A 20,965-nucleotide genomic window follows, 5' to 3' on the forward strand; every position below is an offset into this window, starting at 1 on the left:
AGTCTATTTCATGAAAATCAATCCGAAGATACCCACGGCCCATACGTACCAGGCGAAGTGCTGGAACTTTCCCTTCTGCAAGAAGGTCATGAGCCACTTGAGGGCGATGATGCCGAAGATGAAGGATACCAACATCCCCACCAGAAGTTCGGGGGTAAAACCACCGGCCATGGCGCACCTCATCGCCTTTTCAGAAATGTCCTGCGCCTGTTCCGGCGTCGCATTTTCAAGCGCAAGCTTGACACTTTCACCGGTCATCGACTGGCATTTGATCCACTTGATGCAGTCGAGGAGTGCGGCACCACCCACGGCAGGGATACTCATCAGGAAGCTGAATTCACCCGCGTACTTGCGGTTCACGCCCATGAACATCATCGCGCTAATGGTAGAGCCGCTGCGGCTGATACCCGGGATGCAGGCAATGCCCTGCACGACGCCCGTCACCAACGCACGCCACCAGTTCATCTTGACGCCTTCGTTATCCGGATGCTTGGCACCGGTTGCGCCCCACTGCGAGGTAAACAGGAGCAAGCCCGTAAAGAGTTCCGCCACGCACACGGCACGCGGATTTTCAAACAGGCCTTCAAGCAAGTCCTTGAAGCCGAGGCCGATCATCGCCGTCGGAATGCTCGCGAGAACGATGTAGCCCGCTTCACGGAGCTGTTCGGGATTCCTACGGATACAACCCACAATGATGTCGGTAATCTTCTTGTGGAACACCACGAAGATGGAAAGAAGCGTTCCGGCGTGGAGCATGATGTCGAAGAACATGCCCGCTTCGTTCATGCCTAAAAGTTCGTGTCCGATAACGAGGTGACCGGAACTGGAGATGGGTAGAAATTCAGCGAGGCCCTGCAAGAAGCCGAGAATAATAGATTCAATCATAAGTGGAAATTTAGCAAAAGTTGGTAGAACTTAGTTGGTAGAGCTTAGAATAATAATCTAAGTTCTAAACTCTAAGATCTAAGCTCTAATTACTATATTAATTGCATGGCTCGTAAATTTCTTCTCTGCTTTCACGATTTCAGCGTCTGGAATTACCAGAAGGTGACCCCAATCCTCGAAAAGCTCAAGGACCTTGCCGGAGCCCCATTCAGCATACTCGTCATTCCCGACACCGAGACCGCCCCTTCGGACACCGTCCGCGATTTTCGAGCCACACTCACCCAGCTAAAATCAGAAGGCTTCGAGCTCGCTCTCCACGGATTCAAGCACAAGGCAGAATTCAGCCAGGGCCGCAGCTACGCCGGGCTTATCGCCATGAATCTTACCCAAGGCGAAGCGGAATTCGCGGGCCTCAGCGAATTTGAATCCAGCAGACTCCTACATGCAGGACTCGACGCCTGGGAAAAACTTTTCGAGGTTCCGGGTCAGGTCCGGAATGACATTGAAAAGCCCACCGCATTCATTCCTCCGACCTGGTACAGCAACAAGTTCCTGCCCACGCAAGTCCACGCCGAAAAGATGCTCTACGAGGACAGGTTCGCGCTCGTGACTTCTCGTGGCAAACGCTACGCCTCACCTGTCGCAAGTTTCGCAGGCATCCCCGATTTCATGACGAAGACCGCTTTCAAATTCGGAGACATCATCCTGAAAGTTCCGGTGGGCCTCCCCCGCATCGCACTGCATCCGGTGGACTTTCCTCAGCACGAGATTCAAATCAAGAACCTCATCCGCACGGCCCTCGGTTGCGGAAGAAGACTTACACAATACAAAGACCTGTAATCAAGGACCAATTATCAGCAAATAGAAAAACCGGCTGCGAGAGCAACCGGTTTTCAAATTTCAAGCGAGACTAGATTACTTAACCAGGAAGTAGTAGGTCTGCAAGGTCTTGCCATCCTGAGAGAGCTGAATAATCTGCTTGCCCTTCGGAAGGTTGCCCGTCACCTGGAACAGGTTTTCAGCCTTGTATTCCACGTTCAGAGTCGTGCCCTTGGCCTTGTCCACAAAGAGACCGGTCTTTTCGTCGGCACCGAAGCCCTGGCAGTCAGCATGGTCAGCCACCTTGCCTTCCACAGCCGGGAAGGAAGTCACGACCAGCGGAGAAGTCACGGAGCTAGCATTCACGTAGAACACGTTGAGTGCTGCGTCCACAGCCAACGGAGCCGGGAGGTTAGAAACCTTGGCGCCCTTGTCAGCCTTTTTCTTCTTCTTGTCCTTCTTGCCCGGAACCTTGGCGGCATCCGTAGCAATGGGCATCGTCAAACGGTAACCGGCAACGGATTCGCTGCAGCTCGTAGAATAGACAACCCACTGGTTATCAATCTTTTCGGGGCCTTCGGTCGTGCCGCTCTTGTAGAGACCCGGCTTGATCTGGTCGCTGTATTCGTACAGAGTCACAGAGAGGTTCGGGTTCTTTTCGTCGGTCGTAATCTTCTGCTGGCCGAGAATATACTTGGAACGGCGAGCCTTGATCAGGTATTCGCCAACGGGAACCTTTTCAAACTTGAACTTACCCTGCTGGAGATCAGCCTTGTACGGGTACTTCGGGTTCTGCGTACCGAAGATGGTAGAATCCATCCAAACGGTCGGCATTTCAACAGCCTTGCCAGTAAACGGATCGAGGACGACACCTTCGATGGTGCCGGTCTTCTGGCAACCGGTCATAGCCATGGCCACGAGAGCGGCTGCACCAATAAAGAGTTGCTTCTTCATGAGAATCCTTTTTGAAAAAAAGGCCCCCTTCACTTAAGCAGGGAGCCCAATTTGTATGTAATTATTCGGCGTCTTCAGCCTTGGCGGGCGCAGCCTTGCGGGTCTTGCGCTTTGCACCAGTGATGTTGCCAGCGAAACGCTTGTTGAAGCGATCGATACGGCCAGCCGTATCCACGCGATGCTGCTTGCCCGTCCAGAACGGATGGGTATCAGCCGTAATTTCGAGAGAAATTACGCTATATTCAACACCATCGATAGTCTTCTTTTCGGCGGAAGACTTCGTGGAGCGGGTGATGTATTCTTTACCCGTATTCGCATCGACGAACACGACCGGTTGATAGTTAGGGTGGATACCTTCTTTCATTTTAAACTTCCTATGAAGTAGTTGATTTTGAGAGCCTAAATTTAGAAGAATTTAGCCATTTTGGCAAGGGAAATAGTATTTTTGGAAGCATGAAGACATTGTGGACGGCACTTTTTATTGGATTTCCAGCGATTTTCACCGGCTGCGGGAACGAAGCTCCCGTGGCAAAAATCATCGTCACAGATCAAAAGATGCCTCTCACCGAATGGCCCGACAGCGCCTACGTTGCAGGACTAGATTCAATTCTCGCCCTGGAGCCTATCAAGAAGAACGCCGAAACCGAAGCGAACATCAACATGAACGTTTTCGAGGTACCCGTCTTCAAACTGCCGGGGTCGGTCACCGGCAAAAAAGAGGCTTCCGCGAAGGCGAACCACGCAGGGAAGTCGGCGGGAACAAAACAAGCGAACGCAGCAAAGCCGGCCGACAACAGCGCCGAAGCGTTTGCCGACAAATTCGCCACGGCACTTTCCAAGTTGCAGTCCGATCCGAGTAACGCTAGCTTATACAAAACGGCCACCGCAAACGAAGGCGACGACCTGTTCAAGCTGTTGAAACGCACCTACGGCGCCGGAGTCCAAGGACTCCCCCGCTTCTATGTACTCTCCGCCCTACAATCAGTAAACGCCGGCGTCGTGCTGGAGCGCTTGAACGCCGGCGATAAAGTCAGAGTACCTAGGATATAGTATACAGTGGTTAGTAAACAGTGGTTAGTAAACAGTGGTTAGGCCGTCAGGCCGTAAACAGGATAAAATCCTAACCACTAACCACCAACCACTAACCACTAAAGCACGCCTTTGCTGCTGGGGATGCCTTTCACGTTGCGGCTCGGAGCAATCGCCATCGCAACGGCACGGGCAAATGCCTTGAAGATCGATTCCAGGCAATGATGGTTGTCGTTGCCGTAGAACAGTTCCACATGCAAGTTCATGCGGGCATTTTCGCACAGGCTCTTGAAGAAGTGTTCAAACATCGAGGCTTCGATACCGCCAGCCATGGCAGCCGGGAGTTTCACGTTCCACACAAAGCCGATGCGGTTGCTGAAGTCGATGCATACGCGACTCAAGGCTTCGTCCATCGGCACAAAGTAGAAACCGTAGCGTTCGATTCCCTTCTTGTCGCCGAGGCATTCCACTAACGCCTGGCCAAGCACAATCGCGATATCTTCCATGCTATGGTGCATATCAACATGCACATCGCCCTTGCAATTCAAATCCAGGTGAATGCCTCCGTGAATTTGGAACAAGTTAAGCATGTGATCCAGGAAACCATTACCGGAGCTGATCTGCCCCGGCGTAGAATCATCCAGATTCAGGGACAACGTAATGTCGGTTTCGCCGGTCTTACGAGAAATCGTCGAACTGCGCATAAACAAGGACCTCAATTATTTAACGATACGGCCACCGAACACGCGGAAACGCGTAACACGGCCAAACTTCATTTCGGGAAGCGGAGTTTCGACTCCGTTCAGGTACATTTTAGCAATCGCCTTGGGTTCGCCGATGGTCACGCACAAAGTATCGTTCGTGTTGTACACCATCTTGACACCCGCCCTGGAGATGTTCGCTTCCTTGAGGAAAGAATTCGAATCTTCACGGCGCTTGAGCCCAACCCAAGAAAGAGCTTCACCCGAACCGACCAGCAAGAAATTCGTCTTCTTGGTCTTCGGAGCTTCTTCAACTGCAACAGAATCCTTCTTGGAATCCGAAGAAATGAAAATCGTTGCAGATGCAGGCAAATCAGACTTTTTCACCGCTTCGTCTACCACCGCCTGGCTCACCGTCGCATTGACCGCAAAACGGTCTGCAGCGGAGTCCTTTGCGGCAGAATCATTCACCAGGGAATCGGCGGGCACCGCTTCGGCACCATCAGGAATTTCCTGAGTCATCGAATCTTCAACAGCGGCAGGAACATTTTCAGCGGGCTGCTGCTCGCTAGACTGTTTCGTCGCCAAAGATTCCAAATCAAGGAAGTGAGACGCAACTAGGAATGCCAGTACGAGAAGCACGAGCACCACAGGCACGGCCATGCTCTTTTTCTTGATTTCGCCATCCTTGAGGGGAGCAAGCTTCTGGCCGCCCGAAACGTCTTCAAAATCATTTTGAGCCGGGGCACCGCTTTCGGCATTGTAAGCCTTGAGCACCTGCTGCTGATCCAAATTCAACTTGTTACTAATGGAATGCAGATAACCGCGAACGTACGCCGCTACCGGGAAGGCCTTCCAGTCTCCCGCTTCAATGGACTTGATATAAGCGACAGACACCTTGGTCGCCGCAGAAAGTTCTTCGACACTCATGCCGCGTTCTTCGCGGACTCTTGCAATAAACGCGCCCAGCTTTTCATCGGGGCTTTTTTCTGCCGGATTCGACATTATACCTCTACCTTCAAATCACCCAACATCTGGAGCATCCTCGCCACAGGGAGTCCCACAACGTTGTAATAACACCCCCGAATTGCCTTGATAAGCCTTGCGCCACCAGTCTGAATTCCGTAAGCGCCCGCCTTATCCATCGGGTCCCTAGAATTTACATATTTTTCGAGTTCCTGATCGGAACAGTTTCTAAAAATGACCTCTGTTTCCTCGCATTCCGCCTTGAGAATTTGCCCACCATGGGCAATGGCGACACCGGTAATTACTTTGTGCGAACGATTGTTCAACTTTCGTAGCATATCCAGCGCCTCCGCTTCGGAGTGAGGCTTTCCGAGGGGCACTCCATCCAGAAACACGAGCGTATCAAAGCCGAGAACAATTTCAGCGGGCATCTTGCGCGAAACGGCAAGCGCCTTGATTGACGCATTTTCTTTCGGAAAATCGAGGGGATTCGTCGAAGTCGGCTTTTCTTCTTCGTTCGAAACAACCACTTCAAAATTGACGCCGATCAACTGCAAAATTTCTCTGCGTCGCGGCGACCCACTCGCTAAAATCACTTTCGTTTTTCCCATCATAGCATCCTTTTTTACTCAGAGGGAGCTTTCTGCGACCGACCTCACTGCTCAAAGCACCGCAGGTGCGCCCTCATCGCTAATTCGTCTCCGTACTACCCGCATTCAGCTTGATGTCCGGCAAATCCCTCACGTAAATCGAGAAACTCCAGCCTGCGGCAGGCCCCGTAGGCGTCCAGCTAAAGTCAAGCTGCCAGCAATGCAGCGTTCGGTTAAAGGTAAAGCTATGCGTCACGAAGCGGCCTTCGTTATAGTTGTAACGGGTGCTGTAAGTCATTTCCCAGTTGCGTGTCGGCTGCAGGCTCGCGCTGATTCCCGTCGAATGCGTCACACGATCCTGGAACAAGTCGCGCGCTACGCGAGTGCTGCTAAAGCTATAGCTATAGTCGAAGCCGAAGGTCCACTTAAGCATTTCGTACTTGCCCATCTGCGACGGAAGGCCTCCGTTGAAATCGCCACTCCAACTAAAGCGTTTCGAAAAATCGTAGCCCCAGTAGGTCAGCTCCGGCACCTGCACCTTGTTCGGCTCGTCCGTGAATTTATGGTAAACGCTATGACGCGTATTAATCGTAAACAGGTAATCGGGCAAAATCTGAAAACCGAAAGAAGATGTGATATCCGAGAACTGCAGGGAATCTGCCGCGAAGTTATACGAGACATTATGGCGAGTGGTGAGCAAGCGACGAGTCCCATACTGATCCTCGACCGCCTTCGCCGTATCGCCCTTGGTGGTATCGGCCGCATGTCCCACCACCTTCAGGTACTTGATGTCGAAATCGTTGTTGAGGCCAAAGCCCACCGTTTTCTGTTCAATCTGGTAAGGCGTCTGTCCCAACAGCGGATGCGGCGCAAATTTTTTCACCGTATCAATTTCAGGCGCATACGTATAGGACACGCTCGGCGAAAGCACATGTCGTGCCCCGGTAAACCGTCCGATTTCAGGGACCCAAATACCGTAAAGTTTTGTATCCGCCGTGATGCTGTAATTGTGGTTGTAGGCCACCTGGCCATATTCATCGTGTTCAGGATCAAGGCTCATATAGCGCTTGCGGTACTTCAGCGAATCCTCGGGATTGATCCACCCCGTTCCCGTCCAGTAACCCGTAAAGCTTGCGCGCGGCGTAATGTTGATGACATCGAAAAGCGAGCCCGAATAATCCAAGGAATATGTTCCCGTGTAGCCCACATATTCAGCAGTCGTATCGACCGCATTCACCGTGTCGCGCGCCCGCTTGGTGTAATAGTTGAAACGGTTGTTGAAGCTATAGTTGAACTTTTCCATGTAGCTGATGAACGAACCGTCCTCGTAGGCTTCCTCGTCCTCGTCGACCTCGAAGGTAAAAAGCTGACCGCTCATACGGTACTGGATATCAGGGATTTCGCGTTCCATCATGTCGGTCACCAGGTTGTGGCTCTGACGAGCCTTAATCGTCAGGCTCTTGTTAGTACCGAACTTTCCCGAATAAGTCAGCTGAGCGTTCGCCTGCTGGTTCAGGATGGTTTCCGCATCAAGCGCCTTGTCCTTACGGATACTCTGGCTCGAAACGAACGAGCCCGAACCGCTCAAGGTCTGCTTGCCGTCGGGAGTCAAGTTCTGGTTATGCGTAAAGCGGATGTCGTACCCACTATTTCCCAGATCAAACTCTTCAAGATACGCCGTATAGGAGAGGTTTCCATCGAGCACGTAGCGTTTCTTGTAGCGGACTTCACCTGTGAGTGTCGAACGTTCAAAGCGAGCTTCGTCGCCTTCAATAATGTCACCCTTGACCGTCGCATCCCAGTAGTCGTTCGGTGCATAATAGAAGCCGATATTACTCATGTAGTAACCCTGCTTCTGGTCACCGCCGAACTTAGGCGTCAAAAGACCCGACTTGCGCCCGCTCTTCAAGGGAGCAACAATCATCGGGAGCACCGCCACGGGCACATCGGCAATATTCAACACCACCGGACGCGCGGTAATGGTTTCCTTGGGCTTCACCACCATACGGCGGCCGTAGAAATAAAAGTGCTGGTGCGTCGAATCGTTACAGGTACTAAAGTCTCCGCGCGCAATTTGAATTCGCTGGTCCGGAAGCCTACGCACTTCCATGCCGTTCAGTTGCTGGTTGTCCTGATAAGTGGTCGCATAGTAGATTTCACCGATGCGACTTTTCATGTTGTACTTGAGTCGCATGCCCGAAAGCGACGGATTCTTGGTTTCGCGAAGGACCGGATCACCGCTCGCCGCCAAGATGCTGTTCTCCTGGTCGAACATAATCGTATCGGCATCCAGGGTCGCCGTGCGGTACTTGAGCTGAGCGCTATTGTTCAAGTTAAAGGTCGACTTGTCCACATCGTAAACGAGGTCCACCGCACGGTACTCGATCGTGTCGACACCGGTCGTGTCATTCATCCAGTCGACCTCGGTCGTGTCCTCTTCTTCCTGCACCCGTTCTTCGAGTTCAAAGCGGGTCATCTCCTGGCCGAAGGCGGTCGGAGCGGCGATGGACATAATCCATAATGCCAAAAAGGCCCACAGAATACGATGGGTTCCAGATAAAATCACGTTGCGGCATAATGTAGCAAATAGGAGACCATTAAAAACAACAAAAAACACTTTGTTCCCTAAGAATGAGCTTCTTGGAGGCCTCCAAAAGGGCATTTTTCCAACACTGTACCTATAAACGCAACCAAATGACAGCATTTATAGGCACGATATTACTTTGTACAAACTTGCCATGAGCATTGCATCATCTTTTTTTACCTATAAACAGCTAAAGATTCCGGTTTTTATAGGTACAACATTTCATTTCCTTTACAATAGGGCTTACAAAGAGCTGTTAGTTTATTCAAAAATTCTAAAATGTACCTATAAGACTCCGTGTTCAGACCATTTTATAGGTACACCCTGCCAAAAACAGGTCTTTTTTTTCCAATTACCCCCTCAACCAACACCATCCCAGCAGTTCGTACAAAAATGAGGCCCCCGACTTCGTCGGGAGCCTACATCAATAGCGACTAATCAGCAATTAAAGGCGATCAACTACTTCAGAACGGCGTTCTTGCCAGAGACAGAGCCGTTGTGGTCAATACGAACAAGGTAGCGGCCGCTCGGGACATTTTCACCGTTCCAGCGGAGCGTGTTGAAACCCGGCTGGGCGTTGTCGGCGCGGAGGGTTGCCACTTCAGCACCATCGGAGTTCAAGATCGTAACGACAGCATTCCCCGCAGAAGACAGGTTGAAGCTGATAGACTTGCGGTTGAAGCCCTTAAGCGAAGAAGAGGCAGGCTTGTTCAGCTGCTTGCTCGCCTTGGGAGCGAATTCATTCGCGCGTTGCACATAAATGCCGTTCAGGTTCGTGGCATTCACGTTCTTGTCGGTAGCGACCAGCGAACCCTGCTGGAGCACGGCAACGAGCTGCTTGCTATTGCTTTCGGTAGCGGCAGCATAGGTTTCAAGTTCCTGAGCGTTGAACTCAGACTTCTTGTACCAGGATTCCACCTTTTCGCTTTCCAGATCCTTCACGGTAATCTGGGCGCGGCGGATGACAGTCGTATAAGATTCACCTTCGCTCGTATAAGTAATTTCGAGAGGCTTGTTCACCTGACCGCGGAGCATAGACTTGGACTGTTCGATGTCGTTGCCCTTGAGGCTCACACCGTCGACGGCAGTAATCACGTCGCCGGCCTGAAGTTTGGTTTCGGCGGCGGGAGTGCCCGGAATAACTTCCGCCACCTTGACACCGTCGCGAGTCTGGTAAATTGTCACGCCGATACCGCCGAACTCTTCGTCAGCCATAATCGGAGCCGCAAGCATCGCTGCAACAAGAGAAGCCTTGATAAACTTGTTCATAAATTCTCCTTGAAAATCCATTCAACCTAAATATATATTATTTAATCGTTTCGGCAACTCCATTTGTCAAGAAAACATCCCAAAACGGCAAACAGTTGACAAAAACGAAAGAAGAAACGCATCCTTTATTCCATAACCGATCCTCAGGGGCCGGTTTTCACGATTTTAGGTCGCTTTTTTACAACAAAATCGACAAGTGTCATCTTTTGCCATTCCAAAAATCTATATTTTGGATGAAAATAGAGTTTTTGCTCTTGTTCTCCTCTTGAAAACTAGACACTTTCATGGTTGCGGAGAATGGGGCGGACGCTCACGTCTGCGACCGGCGCAAGCCTGCCGCATCGTTTTGGTACATGCATATTTTATAAATCTGCCTGTAGGCAAGCGGCCTTTATGGGGCGTGAGTTGTTTGCGCTTATTGTAACCAGGCAGTCTAGGCCTTCAAGAGGTAAGTGCATTCAACTCCACGCCTTTTTTATATCCAGAAAAAGCTTGGAAGAGTCTGCAAGAACGAGGGTGAACGCTCGTTGAGTATCGCTCTTGTTCTTCTCTTGAAAACTAGACACTTTCACGGTTATAAGAATAAGACAATGACTCGCCGTCGCCCATGGATTGCATGGGCGTAGTGTACCCTGGGCGTATTGTATCCGCCTGGGATGTTTTGCAACGTCATTGCGAACCCTGAAAGGGTGAAGCAATCCATTGCAAGATTGTGCGGGTGTATTGTATTCTTTTGAAAATGTCGCGCTTTTAGGCGAGGAGTGAGTCGGCTCCCCGCCTTTTCTTTTTTGCCCGCACCCCGGTCACGCGAATCGGCTAGAACCGCTCCCGCGAGAGTGAACTCGTTCACTTTCAAAATGGAGCGAAAAGTGCCGAGTAAAAAGGTTGTCAAGGACGACAAAAGCAAACCGAAGTTCAAGTTCATCGATTTGTTTGCTGGTATCGGAGGATTCCACACAGCAATGCATTCCGTTGGTGGGAAATGCGTTTTTGCAAGTGAATGGGACAAGAACGCTCGCATAACTTATGAAGAAAATTACAAGGCCATTGAGCCATCTCTTTTTGAAAAAGATAGCGAAGGTAATTACAAGTTTTTTAATGCTGACATAAACGACGTTCAATTGGATAAGGTTCCAGACTTTGATGTTCTGTGCGGCGGTTTCCCGTGTCAAGCTTTTTCGATTGCGGGGAAACGCAAAGGTTTTGAAGACACTCGTGGAACTCTCTTTTTTAACATCGCCGCTATAGTTGACCATAAAATAAAGACTGGAAAAAAGCCGAAAGTACTCTTCCTTGAAAATGTCAAAGGTCTGAAAAATCATGATCATGGGAAGACTCTTGAAACATTATTACGAGTGTTAAAAGATGATTTGGAATATGAAGTCAGAACGATGGTTTTAAATGCCAAGTATTTTGGCGTGCCGCAAAATAGAGAAAGGCTCTTTTTTGTTTGTTGGGACAAAAAGCAATGCCCCGTAGATGACTTTATGTTTCCGATTGGTTTAGATTCGAACTTGAAATCCATCTTTGATAAGGATTCTTTAGATAAATCCATACCGACAAAAGTTGGTGATATTTTGGAACCGGATGCATCCCTTCCTGAGAAGATGACCATCAGCGATAAAATGTGGATAGGACATCAGCTCAGGAAAGAACGAAATCGTGCAAACGGGAAAGGCTTCGGTTATTCGCTGTTTAAGGAAAACGCGACCTATTGCAGCACCATTTCAGCACGCTACTGGAAAGACGGTAGTGAAATTCTTATAGATCAATCTGATAAAAATAAAAATCCTCGAAAACTAACGCCTGTTGAGGCCGGTCGATTGCAGGGCTATAAGATTGTTGGCAATGGTTGGAAGTATGCTGAAGCGGCAGAGAATCAGAACAACAAGAATCGGCTGCCAACGATGAGAATTGTTGTATCGGATAAAGAAGCTTACCATCAATTTGGCAATAGTGTCGCTGTTCCTGTGATTAGAACGCTTGCGAAAGAAATTAAGAAACAATTACTGAAGGTGTAAGATGAAAACACTTGCAAACTATTTAAATGAATTGGAAAGCCTGTTTCCACTCAATATAACAACAACCTCTTTTTGTCTAAGCATGTCTAATAGCGGACGACGTGGAGCAGCAAAGGAATTTTATCTTACATCGGGAAGTCTTATGACTTCTTTAAAAGACATTCGAGATCATCTTGATGCATTCCCAGAGAATTATATAGAATCTCAATGGCGAGATTCTTCTGAAAAATATTTCTCAGATAATCATGCAAAATCATTATGTGGTGTACAGACAAGACCTTTTTTTGAAACGGTCAATAAAGTTGTTTCTTGGGCGAATGATTTAGAGTATCGTGAAGGTGTAATCCAATTGTCGGTAGAAACCGTTGACAAGGCCCTGCTGGAAATAAAAAAATGTAGCCATCAAAAAATTTTTAAGTATCCGTTGGTCGATGATTCTTTTCTTAATGGATTGAATGAAGATCAGGTTGTTGATGTTCTTGCGGAAAGATTAAAAGAAGCAAGAGAAACATCTCGAGGGGCTCAATATTATGGTTTTAAATATTCGCAAATTTTAGATCGATTTGAAAAAAAAGTAATAGATAAAACAATCGCTAAAACGGGAATATCCGATAAATTATATTCCGAAATAGACAAAGGTCGAGGTGTTTTTAAAAGGGCTGTTCAAGAAGGAGAGCTAACAGAATCTTTTTATCAAAATAGCGGCATTGTTTATCCTGATATTCAAGTACAGAATGATGATTTTGATGAAGATGATGAAATCGAAAATGATAATTCGACTTTTCAAGTTCCCTTCACCCCCACCCAAACCATCTACTACGGTGTTCCGGGATGCGGCAAGAGCCATGAAATAAAGAAAAAACTAAAAAATGTTCCTGATTACAACAAAATACGAACGGTCTTTCACCCGGAATATAGCAATGCAGATTTTGTAGGACAAATTCTTCCCGAAGTCAACATCGATACAAACGGTCGCTCGATAGTCGAGTATAAATTCAAGCCAGGTCCATTTACGGAGATTGTTCGTCGGGCCTACCTCAATCCCGATGAGAATTTTTACTTAGTAATTGAAGAAATTAATCGTGGTAATGCTGCTGCCATATTTGGCGAAATGTTCCAACTATTGGATCGACTTGATGCTGATGAAAATGCAGATGAGGTATCTTCGGAACACATCTATGGAAAAGGATGGAGTTCTTATGGCGTAGATAATCAGGATGTAAATGCATATATCAGAAGTCAAGTTGTCATTTCACAAGAAAAACCTGAGCATTGTTCGAATGTTACCGGCTCTGCGGGAGACTTAAATCCAAGACTTTATAAATCCATGGATATTGAATCTGAAAATGTGACGGTCACATGGAGAGAAAAGAACGAAAATGGCTTTACACCCAAATCTAAACATATTCATTTTACGGCCAATACGGCCATTCGTCTTCCGCCGAATCTTTCCATCTATGCAACGATGAACACCAGCGACCAGAATGTGTTTACGCTTGACAACGCATTCCAGCGCCGTTGGGAAATGAAACAAATCCCGAATGACTTGAAAAATACAGGAGATTCTGCTGCTCAATACGGTCGAATAATTAAAAAGGTCAAAAAGACCGAAAGCGGAGAAGAAACTATTGACACAAATGTCCAGTGGGGCGACTTCCGTAAGGCGATAAACGAAGTCATCATGGATTCCGCACAGGCGAATGGCCTTTCTAGTATGGAAGACAAGCGGCTTGGCGGATGGTTCTATACGGAATCGGACAATTTTGCCGAAAAGGTGCTCAAGTACCTTTGGGACGATGCGTTCAAGTTTGATAGGCCGAACCAATTCAATGATGTAACTACATTGGAAGAACTGGTTGAGAAATTCAATGGGGATGATGGATTCAATGTGTTTAAAGATGGGCGCATAAGCGAATTACAGAATGATTCTTTGACTACGCCTGACACCCCCGCTCAAAATGATACTTCCGTAACAAATGGCTAATCAGGAACCGAAACATTCCCGTCCGAAACTGAGCGATGTTTGTGTCTATGGACTCAAGCAGGAGGACGAGTTTGTCGGCATCCGTTATAATGACGGCGACTTGAAGGTCTATTTCCCATTCGGCTATTCAAGACCATCCTCTGATGAGGAACAAAAATATCGTGACGACATTTTGAACCTTGTCTCGGTGCTTTCCGCATATTCCAAGGAAAGCTTGGGCGTAGGTGAAAATCGCATGCTGAATGACGAAAATGTCCACTTCCCGATACATGCCTACATCCACGTCTTCAACTATTTTCTGAATCATGGCTATTACGTGGAAAACGAGCCGGTTTACAAGCGTGCGAAGGGCGGAAAAATAAATTGGTCGAAAACAATCAAGCAGGTGCGTCCGCAAATTGCCGGAGATTTTCCGAACGAGAGCGTTGTCTATCTTGATTTTGTGACAAAGAAGTCAGCTCACAATGAAAATGAACTGATAACGCAGATTCACAAGTTCTGCGTCTATGAGGCGTACGAAAAGATTGGCTGTCTTTTTGGCTTTATGCAGCCCGAGAAGGCGATCGTGCCGTTCAACGCGGAGCTTTTTGTCTCAGTGCTGCGCACGCGCATGGCGAACACTTTCAACGAAAAGCATCTGCTGCTATTCCAGAACATGCTCGACATCATCTGCTATATGGGCAAGCGCGAGGATAACCGCAAGGCGAGTTTCGGCACGAACGACTTTGAATATGTATGGGAAGGTCTGATTGACCATGTGTTTGGTATAGATGACAAGGATAAGTATTTCCCGCATTGCACCTGGAAAATCGACAATGATGAAAAATCGCTTGACTGGCGGAGCGAAAAGCGGACCGCCTTGCGGCCTGACACGATCATGGAGTTGACTGACGATTGCAAGAAGATATTTATTCTCGATGCGAAATATTACCAGTATCCAAGAACATTGCCAGGAACAGGGTCCATTCTCAAGCAAATCGCCTATGCGGAATTTATTGAGACCCAGTTAAGGGATATTCCCGACCAAGCCGGGAATGACATCTTTAATGCGTTTATTTTGCCGTATGCGGCAGAAGACGGGCGTAATGTTGAGACCAGTTATCGTCTAGAAAATTTTGGTTATGCGGAATGTGATTGGCGAAAGGGCGATGCGCAAGACGCAAAGCCCTATGAACGCATCTACGGGATCCTGCTAGATGTCCGCTCCATTATGCAGCGGCATCCCAAGTCCTCTGACAAGGATATTGCGGAGCTTGCCGCAAAAATTGACAACTATTCAAACATCATGCCTTCGTCTTCATCGCTTTCGCCGTCGTCGTAGTCATCCATAGACTTGTCGCCGCCGGGGACGATAATAAGGCCGAGCGTCACGGGATCGCCCTTCATGTTCAAGTAAGCTTCGAGCCACAAATTCGTGGAAAGGCGGAGTAGGCGCAAGTCAAGCATGGTGCCGCCCTTGTGGATGCTTTTCGGATTCAAGTTGAAGAAAAGGAACTTCTTGTTAATGTACTCGAAGCGATCCTGCTCATAGTTGATTGCCCATTCGGAGTTGCCGTCGTTTTCCTGGCGGTAGGTGCAGCGGTCGTTATCGAAGTCACATTCGAAGCTTGCACTTTCGTGGTAGCGCTTGTTCCATTCGCGGCTAAAGGCGCAGCTCTGCACGCGGCCAGCCCCGTTGCGTTGCTTGTTCAGCTGGTCGTTAATGACCACATAGTCCATCTTCTGATTTTTAACTTGTTCGTAGACATTCATCAAGATGATATACGCTTCGATATCCTTGGGGCATTTGCCGGTCAAGTTCACGTCTTCGTGGGCTTTCAGGAGCGTCTGTTGCAAGTCGATATCGATAGCATCGGGAATTTCGCTTTCCTTGATTTTATCGAGCACTTTCTTAGGCGGAACAAAGACAACCTTGTCACCTTTCTTGATGGCGTAACCAAGTTGGTCTCGCACATAATCCAGGCACTGCTGCACGTGAATGTGCACCGTATTGGAACCGCCAGAAACAAAGTCCACGCCAATGCGCACGTTCCACTCGCCGGCGGTATTGCCTGCATTCTTGTCAATTTCGCAGAAGGGGTCTTCGCGAATACCGTCAATAAAGATGACTTTTGCGTTAAGCTTGGTTACAAGAGAAGCTTCCTTGTCGAGCGCGCCACCCAAACTCCAAAAATTAGGATTCAGGCGAAGCACCTCGGCAAAGGCCTTGTCGCCATCAAGGGCAGGCAATAGTGAATCGTTGCGGGCATTCTTTTCTTTTAAAAGTTCAGAATACTCCGTCACGACAGTCATGTTGCTAAAGCCGTTGCGCTTAGCAGGTTCAGGCATTGCGGCGGCAAAAGACACCGCCAAAAGGCAAATTACAGCAAATAGAGTAGAAAACTTCATACAGGAAATAAAATACAAAATCTTGGATCCCGTCGCTACGCTCCAGGATGACTGAAGCTAGGCAATTCAGCCCTTCGGCCTCGCACTCGCTCCAGGATGACTGAAGCTGGGCAATTCAGTTCTTCGGCCACTCCACACTCCAGGATGACTGCATATTAAAAAGTCATCCTCGACAGAAACAGCCCGCACCTTCCCCGAAACGTCATCTTCGACCAAGCGTCAGCGCGGGAGGGGATCCACACTGGATCCCGTCGCTACGCTCCAGGATGACTGATGCTGGGCAATTCAGCCCTTCGGCCACTCCACACTCCAAGATGACTAATGCTAGGCAATTTGTAAATCGCGTAAATTGAGCAAATGCGGAATGTGATAATCCACCCAATCGGGGGTGTCAGGGGTCGGATTCACGAAAATCGTCGTCCAGCCGCGTCGATGTGCAGGTTCCAGGTTACGGAGCGAATCCTCGAGCAGCACAATTTCGCGCGAATCCTTGGGCATTTCAACCCCCATATCAGCAAGCCTTTCGGCAAGCCACTTTTCCATTTTTTCGTAGGCGCTGTCGTGGGGCTTTCCGACCCAATCAAGCTGTTTTAGATCAAATACGCCATCAATCGCCGAATCGATTCCCATGTGAGCCATGCCCGCTTCGCTCCAATCGTGACGGCCGTTCGTAAAAACGAAATGCGGTCCCTTAAGACTTTGTAACAAGGCGAGCTTTTCGGGCGATTTTTTCGGGTAAATCAAATATTCCGGCTCATGAATGAAATCAAAAAAATCGTCGGGATCCGTACCATGCATCGCCATCAGCCCCGAAAGGGTCGTGCCAAAACGTTCCAGGTAATCGGTGCGCACCTTATGGGCCGATTCAAAATCACCACCCACAGTCTTTTGCACAAACAGCGAAATACGGTGGTCCAAGGAATTAATGACACACCGTTCCTCGGTTCCGTATAAAGTTAAATCGTAATCAAACAGCCAAACCATACGGACTTAATATCCCATGGCAAGGCCGCCAATCTGGCGCGCCAGGTAAGTCGCGTAGTTGTCCGTCATGCCACTCACAAAGTCGAGCACCTGGTGGTAGGCCTCGGCAACCGTCACGCTTTGGCCAATTTTCGCCTGACCAATGAGTCGCACAATGCGGTCGGCGCGGTAGGAATTATTTCCGTTCAGGCGGTAGTCGTAAACGCCGTTGATAAAGGCATCGAGCACGGTGGCAAGCGTCGTGTAGCTACCGACTTCGAGTTCGGTCTTGCGGCGGTCGGGGTAGATGCGTTCGACACCCAGGCGTTTCGCAATGCGAATCCCTTCCATCACGTCGGAGCGGGAAAGATTCGTCAAATGCTTGACGCGTTCGCCACTCATAATCGCTTCGTAATTGTTCACGAAGGTGACCGCCACATCGTCAATCAAGTTCTGAATTGCTAAACCGCGCACGCTGCTCAAGAAGTCGCGGAAATTCTGACCGTTTTCCTGGAACTCGCGGTCAATATCCACGTCGGGGCCGCACAAATAACTGAACATGCCACGCACATCGCCGTAACTCAAGATGCCAAGCTCGATGGCGTCTTCCACATCCAAGATGCTGTAGCAGATGTCGTCGGCAGCTTCCATCAGGTAAACCAGCGGATGGCGCACCCACTTGCCCGTTTCCACTTCGGGAATTCCAAGTGTATAAGCGGTCACTCGATAAAGATCCGCCTCTGTCGAAAAAAGACTTGTGGGCTGACCAAACTTAGCCAACTGCGGATACTTAATCATGGCACCCAAAGTCGCATAAGTCAAGCGCATGCCGCCATCTAAAAAGTGGTATTCCAGCTTGCTCAAAATGCGGTGGCCCTGGGCGTTGCCGTCAAAGTTTTCAAAGTCGGCGATTTCGGTTTCACTCAAGTCACGAAGCGGTGCGGAATTACGGTTCTTGCGGAACCATTCGCGAATGGCCGCTTCGCCGGCGTGACCAAAAGGCGGATTTCCGATATCGTGCGCAAGACAGGCGGACTGCACGATCGTTCCGAAATGGTATTCGTTAATGTACTTGGGCAGATACTTTTTAATCAAATGATACACCGTAATCGCAAGGCTGCGGCCCACGCTCGACACTTCAATACTGTGCGTAAGACGGCTGTGTACATGGTCGTTCACCGAGAACGGGTGCACCTGAGTCTTGCGGCCAAGGCGCCTGAACGCTGTCGAAAAAACAATACGGTCGTAATCGCGGTGAAAGTCAGAACGGTTCGGGTCCAAATCGGCGGGGTGCCCGTAGCGCGTCGCAGAAAGCAAAGTATCCCATTGAAGCATACGTAAAAAGATAGTAATTCGCATTGCCCAACTTAGGATTTCGCCGTGCATCTTTTACTAAATTACTGTATATGATATTCCACCTTCTAAAAATGACCCGTCCCGTCAACATCGTCATCGCCATGGTGACGCTCGCAATCGGCTACTACCTGCTTTCGGCCATGCCGACCCAAAGTGCGGGCATCAGCTGGACAACGCTGATTTTGCAGAGCATCGGGTTCGCCTTTGCGATTGGATTTGCAAACATCCAAAACGACATTCTCGACCTGGATAGTGACCGTCTGAATCGCCCGGAGCGCCCCCTTGTAAGCGGGAAAGTTTCGGTGAATGTGGCGCGGAGGGCGTGGATTACCCTGACTGTCTTGACTGTTGTTTGCGGAATCGCCGAAAGCCTAGTCGCAAAGACAGGTTTCACTTCTACCCTTTTCTTTATCCTGCTCAGTCTTGTTCTAACAGCCTACAACAAGTGGCTTAAGCACATTCCCCTACTCAAGAACATGACCGTAGCCTTTTTATGTGCGACCCCCCTTATCCTTTGCCTGTTCTATCCCACCGGATACAAGGAAACCGAAGATTTTGCGATGGATTTTGCCGACAAAATCGGCTTTCTCTATCCCGCTATGTTATTTGCATTTTTATTAACAACATCTCGCGAAATTTACAAGGATCTCGAAGACGAAACCGGAGACCTCAAGGCAGGAATCATGACATTCCCGCTGATTGCAGGAACAAAAACGGCAAGACGCCTCGCCGCCTTTATCACCATTTTCTGCTGGGCAATCCTCCCGCTCCCCGTCGTTCAAGGGTACTACCCGATGCTGTTCCTTTATATCACGGGAGCAGCCTTTACCCCGATTCTTGCAGCCATACTCGTATTTGCGCACAAGAGAAACTACCGACGCGCCCAAAAACTCGTAAAGGTCGCGATGTTTGCCGGCCTCGTCGCACTCGTCGTCAGCTGTTAGGCTGACGAACGGTTAGCTACATCCATTAGCGGTGTTCGTTCGTAGTCGGATTCAGCCCGCGGAAAAAGGCCAATCCGTCAAAATCATTTTTCAAGGCCTGAACCGTTTCGCCTATCATATAGAGGCTCCCCGTCACCAGCACGGGGACATCTTTATTTTCGGCAGAAGCAGTCTCTGCGACTCGATCTAAAAATTTGCGGCTGAGTTCGCCTTCGCTAGCCACTTTCAATCCAAGGCCTGTCAGCAAACCACGCAAATCATCCAGTTCCCGGAATCTCGGATACGGAGTCTTGGTAATATGCCAATGACTCACGTGCGGGGCCATGAGCTTTAACATTTCTCCCACGTCCTTGTCCTTGAGCGCACCGAAAACGCAGTGGAATTTGACCCCGGGATAATACTCCGCCAATGTTTCTACAAGGCGCTTGACTGCATGGGAATTGTGCGCTCCGTCAAGAATATAGCAGACACGCCCCGAGGCATCCGTCAATTTCTGCATGCGCCCTGCCCACGAACGCGTCCTGAGAGCGGAAAGCGCAAGGGCATCATCATAGGTGCAACGACCGCTCCCGTTTATAAAACGCTCCGCAGCCGCCAAAGAAAGGCTTGCATTCTCGATATAATGATGTCCCAAGTTCGGGAGTTCGATATCGTCGCGGATTTTCGGGACAATACAGTCGGCATTGTGCGAGGTGGCAAACTGACGTGCTTCGGCAAGCAGGCTTTCAGAAAGTCCCCCTACAATAAAAGTCTTCCGGATTATTTCGCTCTTCGAGCCCGCCACGACGCTCTGTTCAGAAGCATCCACAACGGCCATTTTTTCCTTAAGAATGGCGCTTTCGGTAGGTCCCAAAACCTCGGTATGTTCAAGTCCGATACTCGTAAGCACCACAAAATTGCCGCATGCCACCGCCGTACTGTCTAGACGCCCGCCCATTCCCGCTTCCATGGCCACCACGTCTACGCCCTGTTCCGCATAATACAGGAACGACACTAGGGTCAGCACTTCAAAAAAAGTCGGTTCCACTTGAGCCTTTGCGGCAGCATCGCGCACGCAGAGCAGTAGGCGATCCAAATCTTCGTCGCTGATGGGCGCATCGTTGACACGGATGCGTTCACGGAGACTGACCAGGTGCGGGCTCGTAAAAAGGCCGGTCTTGAACCCGTGCGCCTGCAGAATACCCGACAGATAATAACTCGTGGAGCCTTTGCCGTTCGTACCGACAATGTGAATGGTCTTGAACTTGGCTTGCGGATTTCCGAGGATTTCGCAAAGTTTTCTTGTTGATTCAAGCCCCGGCACCATACCGAACATAAGCCGGGAATTCAAATAATCCATACCGAGAGATTGCATACGACAAATGTAGAAAAGATTTTAGCCGGTAGAACTTAAAAAAAAGATGAAACTCTAACCACTAACCACCAACCACTAACCACCAACCACTAACCACCAACCACTAACCACCAACCACTAACCACCAACCACTAACCACTAGTATTCTATATTTCTAA

Annotated in this window: 18 protein-coding genes; 6 read left to right on the plus strand and 12 right to left on the minus strand. The window is 49.1% G+C overall.

The window, feature by feature from the left end; genetic code table 11:
* Positions 1-3: 3 nt before the first annotated feature.
* Positions 4-885 carry an undecaprenyl-diphosphate phosphatase gene (locus BUA93_RS02845; protein WP_072977294.1) on the minus strand — a complete coding sequence of 294 codons (882 nt, stop codon included), beginning with the start codon at positions 883-885 and terminating at the stop codon, positions 4-6.
* A gap of 105 nt (positions 886-990) precedes the next feature.
* Between BUA93_RS02845 and BUA93_RS02850 the strand changes: the two genes are divergently transcribed.
* On the plus strand, positions 991-1,725 hold the full coding sequence (locus tag BUA93_RS02850) for a polysaccharide deacetylase family protein (protein WP_072977296.1): 735 nt from the start codon (positions 991-993) through the stop codon (positions 1,723-1,725).
* Positions 1,726-1,800: 75 nt separating this feature from the next.
* Here BUA93_RS02850 and BUA93_RS02855 read toward each other — a convergent pair whose 3' ends face one another.
* Together BUA93_RS02855 and BUA93_RS02860 are read right to left on the minus strand one after the other, a co-directional pair.
* On the minus strand, positions 1,801-2,658 hold the full coding sequence (locus BUA93_RS02855; protein ID WP_072977298.1) for a hypothetical protein: 858 nt from the start codon (positions 2,656-2,658) through the stop codon (positions 1,801-1,803).
* A gap of 61 nt (positions 2,659-2,719) precedes the next feature.
* Complete coding sequence (locus tag BUA93_RS02860; RefSeq protein ID WP_072977299.1) at positions 2,720-3,022, minus strand: type B 50S ribosomal protein L31; 303 nt, start codon at positions 3,020-3,022, stop codon at positions 2,720-2,722.
* Between the two features lie 89 nt (positions 3,023-3,111).
* Between BUA93_RS02860 and BUA93_RS02865 the strand changes: the two genes are divergently transcribed.
* Positions 3,112-3,708 carry a hypothetical protein gene (locus tag BUA93_RS02865; RefSeq protein ID WP_072977301.1) on the plus strand — a complete coding sequence of 199 codons (597 nt, stop codon included), beginning with the start codon at positions 3,112-3,114 and terminating at the stop codon, positions 3,706-3,708.
* A 98-nt stretch (positions 3,709-3,806) separates the two neighbouring features.
* Here the strand turns inward: BUA93_RS02865 and hisB are convergent, their stop codons facing one another.
* From hisB to BUA93_RS02890, 5 genes are all read right to left on the minus strand, one after another.
* Positions 3,807-4,391 (minus strand): imidazoleglycerol-phosphate dehydratase HisB, encoded by a 585-nt coding sequence (hisB, locus tag BUA93_RS02870; RefSeq protein WP_072977303.1) that lies wholly within the window; start codon positions 4,389-4,391, stop codon positions 3,807-3,809.
* Positions 4,392-4,406: 15 nt separating this feature from the next.
* Positions 4,407-5,393, minus strand: a complete 987-nt coding sequence (locus tag BUA93_RS02875) for a helix-turn-helix domain-containing protein (protein ID WP_072977304.1) — start codon at positions 5,391-5,393, stop codon at positions 4,407-4,409.
* On the minus strand, positions 5,393-5,968 hold the full coding sequence (locus BUA93_RS02880; protein ID WP_072977306.1) for a Maf family protein: 576 nt from the start codon (positions 5,966-5,968) through the stop codon (positions 5,393-5,395). Before BUA93_RS02880 ends, BUA93_RS02875 begins: the two co-directional genes overlap by 1 nt.
* Before the next feature lie 76 nt (positions 5,969-6,044).
* The gene (locus BUA93_RS02885) at positions 6,045-8,510 is read right to left on the minus strand and encodes a putative LPS assembly protein LptD (protein ID WP_254793820.1); all 2,466 of its coding nucleotides are present in this window, start codon (positions 8,508-8,510) and stop codon (positions 6,045-6,047) included.
* 477 nt (positions 8,511-8,987) lie between these two features.
* The gene (locus BUA93_RS02890) at positions 8,988-9,797 is read right to left on the minus strand and encodes a PDZ domain-containing protein (RefSeq protein ID WP_072978061.1); all 810 of its coding nucleotides are present in this window, start codon (positions 9,795-9,797) and stop codon (positions 8,988-8,990) included.
* 857 nt (positions 9,798-10,654) lie between these two features.
* On the opposite strand from BUA93_RS02890, the gene dcm reads away from it, so the two are divergent.
* From dcm to BUA93_RS02905, 3 genes are read left to right on the plus strand one after another with little or no spacing between them, the layout of a single operon-like run.
* Positions 10,655-11,818 carry a DNA (cytosine-5-)-methyltransferase gene (gene dcm / locus BUA93_RS02895; protein ID WP_072977307.1) on the plus strand — a complete coding sequence of 388 codons (1,164 nt, stop codon included), beginning with the start codon at positions 10,655-10,657 and terminating at the stop codon, positions 11,816-11,818.
* 1 nt (position 11,819) lies between these two features.
* Positions 11,820-13,802 carry an AAA family ATPase gene (locus BUA93_RS02900; protein ID WP_072977309.1) on the plus strand — a complete coding sequence of 661 codons (1,983 nt, stop codon included), beginning with the start codon at positions 11,820-11,822 and terminating at the stop codon, positions 13,800-13,802.
* Positions 13,795-15,123, plus strand: a complete 1,329-nt coding sequence (locus BUA93_RS02905; protein WP_072977311.1) for an LlaJI family restriction endonuclease — start codon at positions 13,795-13,797, stop codon at positions 15,121-15,123. The genes BUA93_RS02900 and BUA93_RS02905 overlap by 8 nt, the downstream gene beginning before the upstream one ends.
* On the opposite strand, the gene BUA93_RS02910 is transcribed toward BUA93_RS02905, so the two are convergent.
* The 3 genes from BUA93_RS02910 to BUA93_RS02920 all read right to left on the minus strand — a co-directional run bounded on the left by BUA93_RS02910 (position 15,075) and on the right by BUA93_RS02920 (position 18,488).
* Entirely contained in the window at positions 15,075-16,190 is a 1,116-nt protein-coding gene (locus BUA93_RS02910; protein ID WP_254793821.1) for a hypothetical protein, read from the minus strand. The two genes, BUA93_RS02905 and BUA93_RS02910, sit on opposite strands and share 49 nt — an antisense overlap.
* A gap of 324 nt (positions 16,191-16,514) precedes the next feature.
* Positions 16,515-17,174 (minus strand): HAD family hydrolase, encoded by a 660-nt coding sequence (locus BUA93_RS02915; protein ID WP_072977312.1) that lies wholly within the window; start codon positions 17,172-17,174, stop codon positions 16,515-16,517.
* Positions 17,175-17,180: 6 nt separating this feature from the next.
* Positions 17,181-18,488: a deoxyguanosinetriphosphate triphosphohydrolase gene (locus tag BUA93_RS02920; protein WP_072977314.1), complete on the minus strand. Its 1,308-nt coding sequence runs from the start codon at positions 18,486-18,488 to the stop codon at positions 17,181-17,183.
* A gap of 92 nt (positions 18,489-18,580) precedes the next feature.
* On the opposite strand from BUA93_RS02920, the gene BUA93_RS02925 reads away from it, so the two are divergent.
* Positions 18,581-19,453 carry a geranylgeranylglycerol-phosphate geranylgeranyltransferase gene (locus BUA93_RS02925; protein WP_254793822.1) on the plus strand — a complete coding sequence of 291 codons (873 nt, stop codon included), beginning with the start codon at positions 18,581-18,583 and terminating at the stop codon, positions 19,451-19,453.
* Between the two features lie 25 nt (positions 19,454-19,478).
* Here the strand turns inward: BUA93_RS02925 and BUA93_RS02930 are convergent, their stop codons facing one another.
* Positions 19,479-20,807 carry a bifunctional folylpolyglutamate synthase/dihydrofolate synthase gene (locus BUA93_RS02930; RefSeq protein WP_072977317.1) on the minus strand — a complete coding sequence of 443 codons (1,329 nt, stop codon included), beginning with the start codon at positions 20,805-20,807 and terminating at the stop codon, positions 19,479-19,481.
* Positions 20,808-20,965 lie beyond the last annotated feature (158 nt).

The organism is Fibrobacter sp. UWH4 (genome assembly GCF_900142475.1).
GTDB lineage: Bacteria > Fibrobacterota > Fibrobacteria > Fibrobacterales > Fibrobacteraceae > Fibrobacter.